Annotated in this window: 15 protein-coding genes; 10 read left to right on the forward strand and 5 right to left on the reverse strand. The window is 64.9% G+C overall.

All coding sequences use genetic code 11. From position 1 onward, the window contains the following. The first annotated feature begins 103 nt into the window (after positions 1 to 103). The 5 genes from HZZ16_RS36405 to HZZ16_RS36425 all read left to right on the forward strand — a co-directional run bounded on the left by HZZ16_RS36405 (position 104) and on the right by HZZ16_RS36425 (position 7259). Entirely contained in the window at positions 104 to 1360 is a 1257-nt protein-coding gene (locus tag HZZ16_RS36405; protein WP_197955609.1) for an aspartate kinase, read from the forward strand. Positions 1361 to 1734: 374 nt separating this feature from the next. After that, positions 1735 to 4002, forward strand: a complete 2268-nt coding sequence (ptsP, locus tag HZZ16_RS36410) for a phosphoenolpyruvate--protein phosphotransferase (protein ID WP_197955610.1) — start codon at positions 1735 to 1737, stop codon at positions 4000 to 4002. 59 nt (positions 4003 to 4061) lie between these two features. After that, positions 4062 to 5147 (forward strand): peptide chain release factor 1, encoded by a 1086-nt coding sequence (gene prfA, locus HZZ16_RS36415; protein WP_197955611.1) that lies wholly within the window; start codon positions 4062 to 4064, stop codon positions 5145 to 5147. Between the two features lie 3 nt (positions 5148 to 5150). Continuing rightward, the gene (gene prmC / locus HZZ16_RS36420; protein ID WP_197955618.1) at positions 5151 to 6032 is read left to right on the forward strand and encodes a peptide chain release factor N(5)-glutamine methyltransferase; all 882 of its coding nucleotides are present in this window, start codon (positions 5151 to 5153) and stop codon (positions 6030 to 6032) included. Positions 6033 to 6497: 465 nt separating this feature from the next. Next, complete coding sequence (locus HZZ16_RS36425; protein WP_197955620.1) at positions 6498 to 7259, forward strand: DUF4167 domain-containing protein; 762 nt, start codon at positions 6498 to 6500, stop codon at positions 7257 to 7259. Between the two features lie 126 nt (positions 7260 to 7385). On the opposite strand, the gene HZZ16_RS36430 is transcribed toward HZZ16_RS36425, so the two are convergent. Next, a complete protein-coding gene (locus HZZ16_RS36430; RefSeq protein WP_197955622.1) occupies positions 7386 to 8132 on the reverse strand; it encodes a methyltransferase domain-containing protein in 747 nt (248 codons plus the stop codon). A 108-nt stretch (positions 8133 to 8240) separates the two neighbouring features. On the opposite strand from HZZ16_RS36430, the gene gloB reads away from it, so the two are divergent. Next, positions 8241 to 9008, forward strand: coding sequence for a hydroxyacylglutathione hydrolase (gene gloB / locus HZZ16_RS36435; protein WP_197955629.1), 768 nt, complete (start codon positions 8241 to 8243; stop codon positions 9006 to 9008). Between the two features lie 37 nt (positions 9009 to 9045). Then, complete coding sequence (locus HZZ16_RS36440; protein ID WP_197955631.1) at positions 9046 to 9468, forward strand: cupin domain-containing protein; 423 nt, start codon at positions 9046 to 9048, stop codon at positions 9466 to 9468. 11 nt (positions 9469 to 9479) lie between these two features. On the opposite strand, the gene yddG is transcribed toward HZZ16_RS36440, so the two are convergent. The 3 genes from yddG to HZZ16_RS36455 all read right to left on the reverse strand — a co-directional run bounded on the left by yddG (position 9480) and on the right by HZZ16_RS36455 (position 12669). Then, on the reverse strand, positions 9480 to 10349 hold the full coding sequence (gene yddG, locus HZZ16_RS36445) for an aromatic amino acid exporter YddG (protein ID WP_197955634.1): 870 nt from the start codon (positions 10347 to 10349) through the stop codon (positions 9480 to 9482). Between the two features lie 164 nt (positions 10350 to 10513). Further along, complete coding sequence (phbB, locus tag HZZ16_RS36450) at positions 10514 to 11239, reverse strand: acetoacetyl-CoA reductase (protein ID WP_197955636.1); 726 nt, start codon at positions 11237 to 11239, stop codon at positions 10514 to 10516. Positions 11240 to 11490: 251 nt separating this feature from the next. Then, a complete protein-coding gene (locus HZZ16_RS36455; protein WP_197955638.1) occupies positions 11491 to 12669 on the reverse strand; it encodes an acetyl-CoA C-acetyltransferase in 1179 nt (392 codons plus the stop codon). 313 nt (positions 12670 to 12982) lie between these two features. Here HZZ16_RS36455 and phaR point away from each other — a divergent pair, with 313 nt between their 5' ends. Both phaR and HZZ16_RS36465 read left to right on the forward strand, forming a co-directional pair. Continuing rightward, on the forward strand, positions 12983 to 13573 hold the full coding sequence (phaR, locus tag HZZ16_RS36460) for a polyhydroxyalkanoate synthesis repressor PhaR (RefSeq protein WP_027577426.1): 591 nt from the start codon (positions 12983 to 12985) through the stop codon (positions 13571 to 13573). Positions 13574 to 13612: 39 nt separating this feature from the next. Then, positions 13613 to 14233: a class I SAM-dependent methyltransferase gene (locus tag HZZ16_RS36465; RefSeq protein WP_197955639.1), complete on the forward strand. Its 621-nt coding sequence runs from the start codon at positions 13613 to 13615 to the stop codon at positions 14231 to 14233. 126 nt (positions 14234 to 14359) lie between these two features. Here the strand turns inward: HZZ16_RS36465 and HZZ16_RS36470 are convergent, their stop codons facing one another. Beyond that, on the reverse strand, positions 14360 to 15247 hold the full coding sequence (locus tag HZZ16_RS36470) for a branched-chain amino acid aminotransferase (RefSeq protein ID WP_197955641.1): 888 nt from the start codon (positions 15245 to 15247) through the stop codon (positions 14360 to 14362). Between the two features lie 318 nt (positions 15248 to 15565). Here HZZ16_RS36470 and HZZ16_RS36475 point away from each other — a divergent pair. Then, positions 15566 to 15769: transposase family protein (locus HZZ16_RS36475; RefSeq protein ID WP_197948051.1), on the forward strand; the 204-nt coding region annotated here is incomplete at its 3' end.

The raw sequence follows: 15769 nt of genomic DNA on the forward strand, positions 1-15769 counted from the left end.
CCCCCGGCCCCGCCGCTCTGTATACGCGCGGTCGGTGTCCGCGAGGCACCCCGTCCAGTGCGGGTCACCATACTGATCCTTATGAAGGAATGCACGCGTCGTCATGAGCCGCCTCGTGATGAAATTCGGCGGCACGTCCGTCGCCAACATCGAACGTATCCGCAACGTCGCACGCCATGTGAAGCGTGAGGTCGATGCCGGCCACGAAGTGGCCGTGGTCGTCTCGGCGATGGCCGGCAAGACCAACGAGCTGGTCGCCTGGTGCACCGAGGCCTCGCCGATGCACGACGCGCGCGAATATGACGCCGTGGTCGCCTCGGGCGAACAGGTGACGTCTGGTCTTCTTGCCATCGTGCTCCAGGGCATGGGCATCCAGGCCCGCTCCTGGCAGGGCTGGCAGATCCCGATCAAGACCAGCGACGCCCATGCCTCGGCCCGGATCGAGGACATCGACGGCAGCGAGATCATCAAGCGCTTTAAGGAGCGCAAGGAGGTCGCGGTCATCGCCGGCTTCCAGGGCATCAACCCCGAGACCAATCGGATCACCACGCTCGGCCGCGGCGGCTCCGACACCTCGGCCGTGGCGATCGCCGCCGCCGTCAAGGCCGATCGCTGCGACATCTACACCGACGTCGACGGCGTCTACACCACCGATCCGCGAATCGTGCCGAAGGCCAAGAGGCTCGACAAAATCGCGTTCGAGGACATGCTGGAACTGGCCTCGCAGGGCGCCAAAGTGCTCCAGGTCCGCTCGGTGGAACTCGGCATGGTCCACAACATGCCGATCTTCGTCCGCTCGAGCTTCGACAAGCCCGAGGATATCGACCCGCATGCCAACCAGCCGCCCGGCACGCTGATCTGCAGCGAGGAGGAGATCATGGAAAGCCACGTCGTCACCGGTATCGCCTTCTCCAAGGACGAGGCTCAGATCTCGGTGCGCCACATCGAGGACAAGCCCGGCGTTGCGGCCTCGATCTTCGGCCCGCTGGCTGATGCCAATATCAACGTCGACATGATCGTGCAGAATGTGTCCGAGGACGGCAAGACCACCGACCTCACCTTCACCGTGCCGGCCGCGGATTTCACCCGCGCCAAGGATACGATTACCGCGGCCAAGGCCAAGATCGGCTATGCGCGGCTCGATACCGCCACCGACGTCGCCAAAATCTCGGTGATCGGCAGCGGTATGCGCAGCCATGCCGGCGTCGCCGCCCAGGCGTTCTCGGCGCTGGCGGGGCGGAACATCAACATCCGGGCCATTACAACCTCCGAGATCAAATTCTCCGTCTTGATCGACACCGCCTATACCGAGCTTGCGGTGCGCACCCTGCACACGCTCTACGGCCTCGATCAGGCCTAAAAGCGCGACCCTCGTCGCGCTTCAGATGGTCGTTTGAGCATGGTCTTTCCGGAAAACTGCTTCGCACTTTTCCGGACCATGCCTGGCCTAATTTTCTCTTAGCGGTCGCAGCAAACGCGAAGGTGTACACACCTTCGCGTTTGGCAGGCGTTTTGCTTGGCAAAACAAGCCTCAATTCGCTATACGGCGGACAGGGTGGGCTGCCGCAGACTGGGTCCCAGTTCAGGCGGTGCTGATTCGGTACGAGCACTAAATCTCCCGTGGATTTGGGCTTGTGCCTGCGCCGGACAAGCAATTTGATTGTTTTTCTGGAATTTTGGTCCAGCCGCCGGCCGATACCGCCGGGCCCGGCCGACGGAGGAGATTGACGGTTCATGCGGAGCGCGTCGGGAGGTCCCCGCGTCTTGTTGAGACGGCTCCGCGAGACCATGGCGGAGCAGGTCTCGGCCCAGGAGCGGCTGGACAAGATCGTGGTGCTGATCGCAGCCAACATGGTGGCCGAGGTGTGCTCGGTCTACGTGCTGCGCATCGACAACACGCTCGAGCTCTACGCCACCGAAGGTCTCAACCGCGAGGCGGTGCACCACACCGTGCTCAGCGCCCATGAGGGCCTGGTCGGCCTCGTCGCCAGCGAGGCGACGCCGCTCAATTTGAGCGACGCGCAGAGCCACCCGGCCTTTTCGTTCCGCCCCGAGACCGGCGAAGAAATCTACCATTCCTTCCTCGGCGTGCCGATCCTGCGCGCCGGCAACACGCTCGGCGTGCTGGTGGTGCAGAATCGCGCCAAGCGGAATTACGTCGAGGAGGAGCTCGAGGCGCTGCAGACCACCGCGATGGTGCTGGCCGAGCTGATCGCCTCCGGCGAACTCTCAGCGCTGGCGCAGCCGGGCCAGGAGCCGGCGGCGCGCCATTCGGCGCAGAAAGTCGGCGCCATCCTGTCGGAGGGCATTGCGCTCGGCCATGTCGTGCTGCACGAGCCGCGCGTTGTCATCAAAGACTACATCGCCGAAGACCTGCCGAAGGAGATCAAGCGGCTCGATACCGCGCTCGCCAAGCTGCGTGCCGATCTCGACCGCATGCTGGAGCGCGGCGACGTCGCCGAAGGCGGCGAGCACCGTGAGGTGCTGGAAGCCTACCGCATGTTCGCCAACGACCAGGGCTGGTCGCACAAGCTGCACGAGGCGGTCGCCACGGGCCTTACCGCAGAAGCCGCGGTCGAGCGCGTGCAATCCGACACCCGCGCGCGCATGCTGCGCTCGACCGATCCCTATCTGCGCGACCGGCTGCACGATCTGGAAGACCTGGGCTACCGTCTGATGCGGCAGCTGGTCGGCCAGGATCACGCGCCCTCGCGCGAACAGCTGCCCGACAACGCGATCGTCATCGCCCGTGCGATGGGTCCGGCGGCGCTGCTCGACTACGACCGCAAGCGCCTGCGCGGGATCGTGCTGGAGGAAGGCACCGCCAATTCGCACGTCTCGATCGTGGCGCGGGCGCTGGGCATCCCAGCCGTCGGCGAGGTGCCGAACGCGCCCGGCATCGCCGATCCCGGCGACCCCATCATCGTCGACGGCACGTCCGGTTCGATCTATGTGCGCCCGTCGCAGGAGATCGAGGCCGCCTTCGCCGAGCGCGTGCGCTTCCGCGCCCGCCGCCAGGCGCAGTATCTGGCGCTGCGCGACCGCCCCTGCGTCACCAAGGACGGCCAGAAAGTCGAGCTGATGATCAACGCAGGTCTTGCGATCGACCTGCCGCATATCGAGGACACCGGCAGTGCCGGCATCGGCCTGTTCCGCACCGAGCTGCAATTCATGGTCGGTCAGAGCCTGCCGCGCACCAGTGACCAGCTCGCGCTCTATCGCACCGTGCTCGATGCCGCCGGCAGCAAGCCCGTCACCTTCCGCACGCTCGACATCGGGGGCGACAAGGCGCTGCCCTATATGGAAGCGGTGATCGAGGAAAACCCCGCGCTCGGCTGGCGCGCGATCCGGCTCGGGCTCGATCGTCCCGGCCTGTTGCGCGGCCAGATCCGCGCGCTGCTGCGCGCCGGCGGCGGCCGCGCATTGCGCATCATGTTCCCGATGGTCTCGGAGGTCGCCGAATTCGACGCAGCCAAGGCGCTGGTCGAACGCGAGCTCACATATCTCCGCCAGCACGGCCACACGCTGCCCGAACGAATCGACATCGGCACCATGGTCGAGGTGCCCGCCCTGCTCTACCAGCTCGACGAGCTGCTGAAGAAGGTCGATTTCATCTCGGTCGGCTCCAACGATCTGTTCCAGTTCCTGTTCGCGGTCGACCGCGGCAACGCCAAAGTCTCCGAGCGCTTCGACACCATGTCGGCGCCGATCCTGCGCGCGCTGCGCGACATCGCACGCAAGGCGCACGCGGCGCAGAAATCGCTGTCGCTCTGCGGCGAGATGGCCTCCAAGCCGATCGGTGCGCTGGCACTGATTGCGCTCGGCTACCGCTCTCTGTCGCTGTCGGCGAGTGCGCTCGGCCCGGTCAAGGCGATGGTGCTCGACCTCGACGCCAAGAAGGCCGAAGCGATGCTCAATCCTCTGGTCGATGCGCCGGCGGGCAGCGTCTCGATCCGGCAGAAGCTGACGGAATTTGCCGAGGCCGAGGGCCTTGCGTTGTAGCGGGCCTGTCGTCCGCCTTCCGCCGCGCTCGCCTCCTTCCGCCCTTTGAGACTGAACCGATGTCGTCACTCCCCGAAGCCAAACTGGACGTCTTGCTCGCGCATCATGCCTCGCTCGAGGCCGAATCGCTCAGACAGCTCGCCTCCGAGCGTTACGTGCAGATCACGCGCGAGCTCGCCGAGCTCACGCCGCTGATCGAGGCGGTGAAGGCCTATCGTTCCGCCGTCAAGGAGCTCGCCGACACCGAGGCTCTGATTGCCGATCCCGCCACCGATGCCGAGATGCGCAGCATGGCCGAAGCCGAGCGCGACGAGCTGACGGCAAGAATCGACGAGCTGGTCCAGAATATCCGCATCGCGCTGCTGCCCAAGGACGCCATGGACGACCGCAACGTCATGCTGGAAATCCGCGCCGGCACCGGCGGCGACGAGGCTTCGCTGTTCGCCGGCGACCTGTTCCGGATGTACGAGCGCTTCGCCAGCTTGCAGGGCTGGAAGGTCGAGGTGATCTCCGCCAGCGAAGGCACGGTCGGCGGCTACAAGGAAATCATCGCCGAGATCCAGGGCCGCGGCGCATTCTCCAAGCTGAAATTCGAATCCGGCGTGCACCGCGTGCAGCGCGTCCCCGACACCGAGACGCAGGGACGCATCCACACCTCCGCCGCGACGGTCGCCGTGCTGCCCGAGGTCGAGGACGTCGACGTCGACATCAAGAACGAGGACCTGCGCATCGAGACCATGCGCGCAGGGGGCGCCGGTGGCCAGCACGTCAACAAGACGGAATCCGCGATCCGCATCACCCACATCCCGACCGGCATCGTGGTGATGATGCAAGACAGCCGCTCGCAGCACAAGAATCGCGCCTCGGCCATGAACATCCTGCGCTCGCGCATCTATGACGCCGAGCGGCAACGCGCCGAGGCGGCGCGCTCGGCCGAGCGCAAGGAGAAGGTCGGCTCCGGCGACCGCTCCGAGCGCATCCGCACCTACAATTTTCCGCAAGGGCGCGTCACCGATCATCGCATCAACCTCACGCTCTACAAGTTGCCCCAGGTGATCGCGGGTGAAGCGCTCGGCGAGCTGATCGACGCACTGACGACGGAGCACCAGGCCGCACAGCTCGCTGCGCAAGGCGCGGCGGCCTGAGGCGTGAGCACCCCCTTCGCCGGACAATCCATCGAGAGCGCGCGGCGCGCGTTGGCCGCGCAACTGAGATCGGCACGGCTCGACGAAGCCGAACTCGACGCGCGCATCCTGATCAGTGCGGCACTCGGCCTCGACCTCACCGGCCTGGTCACACAGGCGGCCCGTCTCCTGACCGCGGCCGAAGCATCGCGGCTCGCGCAACATGCACAGCGCCGCATTGCCGGCGAGCCGGTGGCGCGCATTCTCGGGACGCGCGAATTCTGGGGCCTGCCGTTCCGCCTGTCGGAAGCAACCCTGGTCCCGCGCCCCGATACCGAGACCGTGGTCGAGCTTGCGCTCGAGATTCTCCGCGAGCGGCAGGCATCTCACCCGCCGCGTATCGCCGACATCGGCACCGGATCGGGCGCGATCCTGCTCGCGCTGCTGCACGAAGTTCCCGATGCGTTCGGCGTCGGCACCGATCTCAGCCAGAACGCGCTCGGGACCGCCAGGGACAATGCCGCGGCGCTCGGCCTCGCCGACCGCGCCGCTTTCGTCGCCTGCTCCTACGCCGCGGCGCTGCGTGGCCCGTTCGACCTCATCGTCTCGAATCCGCCCTATATTCCCTCGGCTGAAATTCCGAAATTGAGCGTCGAGGTGCGCGAGCACGACCCGCATTTGGCGCTCGACGGCGGCAACGACGGATACGACGCCTATCGCGCCCTGATCCCGCAGGCGAGCGAGCGGCTCGCCCCCGGCGGCGCCCTGGTCGTCGAGGCCGGACAGGGCCAGGCCCAAAATATTGAAACCTTGATGAGGGCCGCGGCGTTATCGCTGGACAGGTCACCCAAGGCTGATCTGGCGGGCATTCCACGGGCCGTTTCGGCCCGAAAAATGCCCCCATAAAAGCCTGATTGGCCCGCAAAAACCACTTGGAATATCCCGTGGGAACGACTACGTTCCGGTCAACACATCGGTGCCGGCCCCGTAGACCTACGGGCGAAAGCCGGGCTCTCGGGCGAGAGCTTTACTGATTTGAAGGTTCCAAGCCGCAGGTCCTGTTGAGCGCGATGGCCAGTGGAGCTGCGCTGCTCTCTCCGACCGCAAACGTGAACGAAAGCCTGATATTGCGCCTGAACACTTACGCAAGAAAGCTGGGCTTGTTTCGGCAGGCGAAATGAATGGTTCGCTGGCAATGGATGCTGGCGAGTGGGGAACGCGTCTTTGTTGAACGCGATGGTCGACGAACATCGGCAGGGTTGGAACCGCTCTCGCGTGCGGTGCGCGCGAGACATGGGAGCCGCTGCCACCAGGTCACTCCTAGCAATCAGTAACGCGTGCAACCTTTAGGGCTGGAATTAAAGGCAGGACATGAGAAACGGTCAAAACAAGCAGCGGATGCGCAACCGCAACAACAATAACAACAACAACCGGCGCGGCCAGAACCCGATGACCCGGGTCTACGAATCCAACGGACCCGACATCAAGATTCGCGGCACCGCTTCGCACATCGCCGAAAAGTATCTCCAGCTTGCGCGTGACGCGCGCTCCTCCGGCGATCCGGTTGCAGCCGAGAACTACTACCAGCACGCCGAGCATTACTTCCGCCTGATCGCGGCGGCTCAGGAGCAGTTCCGTCAGAACCAGCAGCCGCGCGGCGATGAGCCCATCGCCAGCAGCGACGAGGGCGACGACGACAGCGAGAATTTCTCGGCCTTTGGCCAGGAGCCCGGCTTCGTCCCGCAGCCCCAGCCGCAGCCCTTCATGCGCGACCGCGACGGCCAGCGCGATCATCACCAGCGTGATCACCAGCCGCGCGACAACCAGCCGCCCTATCAGCGCGACAATCAGCAGCCGCGCGAGCACCGCGAACGCGATCACCGTCCGCAGCCGCAATATCAGCCGCAACCGGCCAACCAGCCGCAGCCCGTTATCGCCGATGCCGGCGGCGTCGACCGCCTGCCCTCCTTCATCACCGGCGCGCAGCCGCAGGTGAACGGAAGTCAGGGCGGCTTCGAGGGTGGCGGTGGCGGCGAGCGCTATCCGCGCCGGCGGCGCCGGCCGCATGGCCCACGCCCGGAGCGTGAAGCGGCTCCAGTCGCTTCCAGCGACGAAGTCGCCCCGGGCGAGTAAGCTTTTCCGACTTTCCGACTTCGATCGTCCCGGCCTCGCCGGGACGATTTGTTTTTCAGGATGCCGGTTGGCTGAATCGGTGAGAGCCGCAGGCAGCGATCACCTCTCCCGTTGGGAGAGGTGAAGCTAGCTGCGCGTCACCGTCGTCGAGGACGGCACCAGCACGGGCTTGGCGAGCGAGGGAATCAGCCGCGCCCGCTCGCGCTTGGCGGGGATCGCGCGGTAGACCTGCTTGGTCGCCTCCACGATGTGGACGCCGGCAAAGGGCAGCGACAGCGCCGCGCCGGCACGTTCCCACATCTGCGCCGATCTCAACACCCAGCCGCCGGCATAGGGCGGCATGAACAGCGCCTCGCCCCAGGCGGTCGGCGTGAACCAGGTCTGGCGCAACAGCTCGGTGATCTGCGAGCGCGAATAGGGGCGGCCATGGCCGAACGGCGTGCTGTCGGTGCGGGTCCACACCCCTCGCCGATTCGGAATCACCGCGATGACCCGCCCGGATGGCGACAGCACGCGCCACACCTCGCGCAGCAGCGCGGCCGGATCGTCCGACATCTCCAGCGCGTGCACCAGGAGAATGCGGTCGACCGCGGCCTCGGGAAGCGGCAGTGAGAATTCGTCGACCAGCGAGGCCAGGGCGGGCCGTCCCGTCGGCCATTTCAGGACACCCTGGGCCGCCGGCATGAAGGCGAGGCAGCGCTCGGCGTCCTCGCGGAACAACCCCAGATAGGGTGTGGGATAGCCGATGCCGAGCACGCGTTGGCCCTCGGCGCTGGGCCAGCGCTCCCTGATGCCGCGATTGATCATTTGCCGCGCCACGATGCCGAGGCGGCGGGAATAGAACTCGCGGAGGTCGACGACGTCGATGGTCATGACGGCAATGTAACATGCGCGAGGGCGCCGCTGCGCGCGGAATATTGCATTGCCTGCGCAACGTTAACGCCATATTTGTCTGGCGGGGCTGAGCCCGATGGAGATGACATGGCCGCCGAAATTCGTACTTTCAGCTGTTTAAACGACAATTTCGGTTATCTGATCCACGATGTGGAAACCAAAGCGACGGCCTCGATCGACGCGCCGGAGGCCGGCCCCATCATCGCGGCCCTGGAGCGCGAGGGCTGGCGGCTCACCGACATCCTGATCACCCATCATCATGGCGATCATGTCGGCGGGGTCGCCGAGCTCAAGCAGAAATACAATTGCCGCGTCGTCGCGCCGCACGACAAGACCACGAAGATTGCCAACGTCGACCAGCGCGTCGCCAATGCCGACGTGGTCAAGATCGGCAATCTGCTGGCGCGTGTGGTGGAGACGCCCGGCCACACGCTCGACCACATCTCCTACGTGTTCGACAATGAGAAGACGGTGTTCGCCGCCGACACGCTGTTCTCGATCGGCTGCGGCCGCGTGTTCGAGGGCACCTATCCGATGATGTGGGACTCGCTTCTGAAGCTGCGCGCCCTGCCCGACGACTTCAAGCTCTATTGCGGCCACGAATATACGGCGTCCAACGTCAAGTTCGCGCTCACCATCGAGCCGGACAATGCGGCGCTGCAGGCGCGGGCGGCGGAGGTCGCGAAGCTCCGCGCCGAGAACAGGCCGACCATTCCCTCCCTGCTCGGCGAGGAGAAGCGCGCCAACGTGTTCCTGCGCGCCGACGAGCCGGCGGTCGCGGCCAGGCTGCACATGAAGGGCGCGGATCCGGCTGCGGTGTTCGGCGAGCTGCGCGAGCGCAAGAACAAGTCCTGAAGCACAAGTCCTGAAGCACACATCCCGACGAGGATCGATGCCGACCGCAGCCGAGATCATCGCACGCCTCGAACTCCGCCCGCATCCCGAAGGCGGACATTATCGCGAGACGTTTCGCGACCAGAGCACGGACGCCAACGGGCGTTCGCGCTCGACCCTGATCTACTTCCTGCTGGCGCGCGGCGAACGTTCGCACTGGCATCGCGTCGATGCGGTGGAGACGTGGCACTATTACGCCGGCAGCCCCTTGACGCTGCGCATCGCCCATGACGGCTGCTCTCAGCACCAGGTGCGGCTGGGCACCGACCTCGCCCATGGCGAGCGGCCACAGGCGATCGTGCCTGCGCTGGCCTGGCAGACGGCGGAAACCACGGGCGAATGGACGCTGGTCGGCTGCACCGTGGCGCCCGCATTCGAGTTCGCAGGCTTCGAGCTCGCGCCGCCCGGCTGGGAGCCGTAGCTCCACTCCAATCATCGCTTCCGCAGCACCATGTCCTTGGCCGCGATCAGGCCGCCCCCGGCAATGAGGATCGCCGCAAGTGCAATGTTGGCGCTGGCCTTGGCGAAACCGGCAGCGATGAGGAATCCCGTCGAGAGCAGCGGCGTCGCGTAGGAGGCGGCGCCGAGCACCCGGATGTCACCGCGCTTCATGCCGATGTCCCAGGCGTAGAACGCGGCGCCGACCGGACCGATGCCGAGCGCGATGACCGAGAGCCATTGCAAGCCCGTCTCCGGCCAGACCGTGGTTTCAAGCAGGCCGTGCATCAGCGTAGCCAACACGGCCGTGGCAAGACAGAAGCCCGCAACCGCATCCGTCGGCACTGCTTTCAGCCGGCGCGACAGCACGGAATAGGTCGCCCAGACGAACGCCGCAATGAAGGCCGCGATCAATCCCGGCACAGCGCCCGGAGCGAAGCCGGAGGTGTTGCCGGCGAACAGCAGCACGGTGCCGACGAGGCCGAGCACGGCGCCGATGATGTGATGCGCGGCCAGCCGCTCGCCAGGCAGGAACGACGAGAACAGCACGATCAAGAGCGGCCACAGGTAATTCAGAAGGCCGGCCTCGGCCGGCGGGGCGAAGCGCAATGCGAGAAAATACAGCGCGTGATAGCCAAACAGGCCGCCGACGCCGACGACCCAGACGACGAGCGGTTGCCGCAAGCTTTTCGCCGCCTCGCTCCGCCCGATCCAGGTGAGCAGGCCGACGACACCGCCGATCGCAAACGTCATCGCCGCGAGCTGAAAGGCCGGGATCTTTCCGGTGGCCACCGTCATCACCGACAGCAGCGACCACATCAGGATCGCAGTCAAGCCGATCAGCGTGGCAGTGCGGGGAGTCATTGCAGAAGGCCTCGTCGTTCCAGGATGGCGCATCGCGCCAGACCCGGAACCTCGAGATTCCGGGTTCGCCGCTATCGCGGCGCCCCGGAATGACAGGACGTCATGCCCGGGACAAGCCCGGGCATGACGAAGTCACCTATATGATCGCACGTGATGCGATCGCATCACACCATGTACTGGCCGCCGTTGACCGACAGCGTCGAGCCAGTGATGGCGCCGGCCTCATCGGCGGCGAGGAACACGACGGCACGCGCGATCTCTTCGGGCTCGCCGAGACGGCCGATCGGAATCAGCGGCAGGATCGCCTTCTCCAGCACGTCCTTCGGCACTGCCTGCACCATCTCGGTATTGATGTAGCCGGGGCAGATCGCGTTCACGGTGACGCCGCCCTTGGCGTTCTCCAGCGCCAGGGCCTTGGTGAAGCCGATCTCGCCGGCTTTCGCTGCGGAGTAGTTGACCTGTCCGAACTGCCCCTTCTGGCCGTTGATCGAGGAAATGTTGATGATGCGGCCGAACTTGCGCCCGCGCATGCCTTCGATCACCTGGCGCGACATATTGAACAGCGAGCCGAGATTGGTGTTGATGACGGCGTTCCATTGCTCGAGGCTCATCTTGTGGAAGGCGCCGTCCCTGGTGATGCCGGCATTGTTGACCAGCACGTCGACCGGGCCGACCTCGGCCTCGACCTTCTTCACGCCCTCGGCGCAGGCTTCGAAACTGCTGACGTCCCACTTGTAAACCGCAATGCCGGTCTCGGCCTTGAATTTCTCTGCGGCCGCGTCGTTGCCGGCATAACTTGCTGCAACTTTGTAGCCGGCAGCCTTCAGCGCCTTGCTGATCGCAGCACCGATGCCCCGCGTACCACCCGTCACCAATGCAACACGTGCCATGTCGTATTCCTTCCCTTGGACTCTTCCTTGGACTCTTCGGACGTTTCTGAGGTGATCGTTTTTAGCTATGGATTATGCGGTTGGTTTGACGGACATCAAGAACAAAACGCCCGGCATCGAGCCGGGCGTTTTTCTTTAGTCGAGGCTTGGCGGGTTGCGAAGAATATTTGGTTTGCAACCGCTGCCTTTTTAGTCGCGTGCAACGCACGCGCTGACGTGTGCGGCGCACCCGTCAGTCGCGTGTAAGGTTGTCAGTCGCGCGCCACACACATGGCAATGCCCATACCGCCGCCGATGCACAGTGTGGCCAGGCCCTTCTTCGAATCGCGCTTCTGCATTTCGTGCAGCAGCGTCACCAGCACGCGCGCGCCGGACGCACCGACCGGATGGCCGATCGCGATCGCACCGCCGTTGACGTTGACCTTGGACGTGTCCCAGCCGAGGTCCTTGTTGACCGCGCAGGCCTGTGCCGCGAAGGCTTCGTTGGCCTCGATCAGATCGAGATCGCCGACGCTCCAGCCGGCCTTCTTCAGCGCGGCGCGCGAGGCCGGGATCGGGCCCGAGCCCATGATCTTCGGATCGACGCCGGCCTGCGCCCAGGACACGATCCGCGCGAGCGGCTTCTTGCCTTCCTTGGCCGCCTGCTTGGCGGTCATCAGCACCACCGCGGCAGCGCCGTCATTGATGCCCGAGGCCGAGCCCGCGGTCACCGTGCCGTCCTTCTCGAAGGCGGGCTTGAGCTTGGCCATCGCGTCGAGCGTTGCGCCATGGCGCGGATATTCGTCGGCGCTGACGACGACGTCGCCCTTGCGCGTCTTGATGGTGACGGGGACGATCTCGTCGTTGAACTTGCCGGCCTTCTGCGCCGCCTCGGCCTTCTGCTGCGAGGCCACCGCGAACTCGTCCTGCTGGGCACGGGTGATCTGCCATTGCCGCGCGACGTTCTCGGCGGTGTTGCCCATGTGGTAGCCGTTGAAGGCATCCCACAGGCCGTCCTTGATCATGGTGTCGACCAGCTCGAGGCCGCCCATCTTGACGCCGCCGCGCAGATGCTGGGCGTGCGGGGCCATGCTCATGGATTCCTGTCCGCCGGCGACCACGATCTCGGAATCGCCGTTGAGCAGCGCCTGGTAGCCGAGCGCAACCGTGCGCAGGCCCGAGCCGCACAGCTGATTGACACCCCAGGCCGGGCTCTCCACCGGAATGCCGGCGGCGATCGACGCCTGGCGGGCCGGGTTCTGGCCCTGGGCGGCGGTCAGGATCTGACCCATGATGACTTCGGAGACCCGGCCGGGCTCGATGCCGGCGCGCTCCAGCGCGGCCTTGATGGCGACGGCGCCGAGGTCGTGGGCGGGAAGGGTCGCGAACGCTCCGTTGAAGCTTCCGACCGGGGTGCGGGCGGCGCTGACGATGACGACATCGTCTGACATGGGCATCTCCTGGGGCTTGAGGTTCTTATGAAGGGGGCAGGCGGGGCTGGAAAGCATTCGCCAGTCTCGTCAGGCATCCTGTTAACGTCGTTGAGGCATGTCAATCGGCCGGGCACCGAATTCATACCGCAGCGCATTCAAAATAGCGTTCTTGGCGTTTTCGCAAGCAGGATTTTGCTCTGCAATTAACCGTGCCGCACAAAACGGTAGCGTGAGCCCTTTGAAAATGCTTATTTTGTTGCGTTGCGTACTCTTCCCGCCCTGCGGCAATGCCCGACAGGTTCCCGTTCTCCGCGTTTGCAAGTGAGAGCCCATGGCGAAATCAGACCAACCCACCACAATCAAGAAATACGCGAACCGCCGGCTCTATAACACCGGAACGAGCACTTATGTGACGCTCGAAGACCTCGCCGCCATGGTCAAGGACGGCGAAGATTTCCTGGTCTATGACGCCAAGACCGGCGACGACATCACCCGCTCCGTGCTCGCCCAGATCATCTTCGAGCAGGAGAACAAGGCCGGCCAGAACCTCTTGCCGACCACCTTCCTTCGCCAGCTGATCCGCTTCTATGGCGACAGCATGCAGATGGTGGTGCCGAAATATCTGGAGCAGTCGATCGCGACCCTGACCCAGGAGCAGGAGAAGTTCCGCAAGCAGATCGCCAATACGCTGTCCGGCACTCCTTTTGCTCCGTTGGAGGAGCAAGTCCGCCGCAACATGGAGCTGTTCCAGCAGACCTTCTCGATGTTCAAGCCGTTCGCAGCGCCTCGTCCGGCCGCCACTCCCGAGCCGGAGCCCGATGCGAATGCCGAGGCACCAAAGGACAGCAACATCGATGAGCTGCGCCAGCAGATGAAAGAAATGCAGGAGCGCCTCGAGCGGATGTCTAAGAAGGACGAATAGTCCTTCATTCGCGCCGGCCCTGGATGCCGGAGGCGAGCCATGTCTGACCGAAGCATCCATTGGGACCATGTCTATGCCACCAAGGGTGAGGCCGAGGTCAGCTGGTACCAGGATAGTCCCGCAACCTCGCTCGCAATGATTCGCGCGGCCGGCTCCGATCGTGACACGGCCATCATCGACATCGGCGGCGGCGCATCGCGGCTGGTCGATGCGCTGTTGCGGGACGGATATCGCGACGTCGCCGTCCTCGACCTTTCTGCCAATGCGCTCGAGGCCGCGAAGAAGCGCATCGGTCAGGCCGCTTCGACGGTTGACTGGATCGTTGCCGATGCCACGACATGGTGTCCGACCAGGACCTACGATGTCTGGCACGATCGCGCCGCGTTTCACTTCCTGACTGACCCGCGCGACAGGGCGGCTTACGTGCAGCGCCTACGGTCGGCGGTCAAGCCTGGCGGCCACGTCATCATCGCGACGTTTGCACCCGATGGTCCCGAGAAATGCAGCGGGCTACCGGTGCAGCGCCATGACAGCGCCAGTCTTGCGGCGGAGCTCGGGCCGGAATTTGAACTGGTCGAAGCGCGCAGCGAGACGCACCACACGCCGTGGAATTCGACGCAGGCGTTTCAGTTCAGCCGGTTTCGGCGGCACGGCTCGTGAGCGGCGCCCGCACGATCCACAAACTCGTCATTGCGAGCGCAGTGAGCAATCCAGACTGCCGCCGCGTAAAGACTCTGGATTGCTTCGCTGCGCTCGCAATGACGGAGTACGCGGAAGCAACTGGACCTACGCCGCCATCTTCACGGCATGCGCAAAGTCCCAGTAGAGCTTGCGCGCCTTTGTGTAGAACGGGCCCGGCTTCAGCTCGCGCTCGTCGATGCGGATCACGGGCGCGACCTTGGCGAAATTGCCGGTTGAAAAGATCTCGTCCGCCGCCAGGAAATCGGCGTACCGCAGTGTCTTCTCGATCACGGTGACACCGTCAGCGCGAAGCAGGCTGATGACGCGCTGGCGCGTGATGCCGTTGAGGAAGGTGCCGTTCGGCACCGGCGTGAACACCACGCCATCCTTGGCCATGAACACGTTGGAATTGCCGAACTCGGCGACGTTGCCGAGCATGTCGAGCATCAGCGCGTTCTGGAAGCCGCGCGAAGCAGCTTCGGCGAGCGCCCGCGAATTGTTCGGGTAGAGGCAGGCGGCCTTGGCTTCGACCGGCGCGCATTCGGCCGTCGGCCTGCGGAACGGCGACAGGGTGATGGCGTTGCCGACGGGCTTTGGCATCGGCGCCTCGTAGATGCACAGGCACCAATTGGTCGTCTCGGGATCGAACAGCACGCCGCCGCCGCTGCCGTTTTGCGCCCAGTACATCGGACGGATATAGAGCTCGGCATTCGCGGCAAAGCGCGCGATGCCTTCGTTCGCGAGCGTCAGCCAGGTGTCGGTATCGACCACCGGCTTCAGGCCGAAACTGATCGCGGATTGATTGGCGCGGGCGACGTGTCGGTCGAGATCGGGCGCAACACCCTCGAACGCGCGGGCGCCGTCGAATACGATCGAGCCGAGCCAGGCCGCATGCGTGCGCGGCCCCATGATCGGCACGTTGCCGTCGTGCCATTTGCCCTCGAAGAAGGTCCAGCTCGGCGAGTACTCGATGGGCTTCTTGATCTCGGCCATGGCCGGCCTCCCTTGCAACGATCCGGGCACTATTGTCCCAATTTCTAAACGATTTGCGTAGGGGATTGGCTACCCTCCCCTGGAGGGGTCCGGGACGAGCGTAGCTCGCCCGTGGTTGATCGCGCGCAGCGCGAGCGGGGCAGGGTGACGGTCTCTCCGCAACGAAGAGTGCCCGTGCGGAGAGATCACCCCACCCCGGCGCTTTGCGCCGACCCTCCCCCTCCAGGGTAGGGGAATCGCATATGGCGTTGGTAGTGTATTGCAAAGCGATTTGAACTGGATTCTTTGGGTTTCTCTCGATTGTCGAGGGAGACCCAAATGCGCAAACTCAGGCGCCTGCTCCGACCTCTCAAGGATCCACGCGCCGATAACTCGCGGCACGCGCTGGCTGATATCGTCATCATCGCTTTGGCGGCAACGCTGGCTGGCGCCAAGAGCTGTACCGAGTTCGAATTCTTCGGGAGGGGCCGAGAGGAACTGTTGCGGGAGTTTCTGGAGCTCAAACACGGCATTCCCAGCCAC

The sequence above is a fragment of the Bradyrhizobium glycinis genome, assembly GCF_016031655.1.
Lineage (GTDB): Bacteria > Pseudomonadota > Alphaproteobacteria > Rhizobiales > Xanthobacteraceae > Bradyrhizobium > Bradyrhizobium glycinis.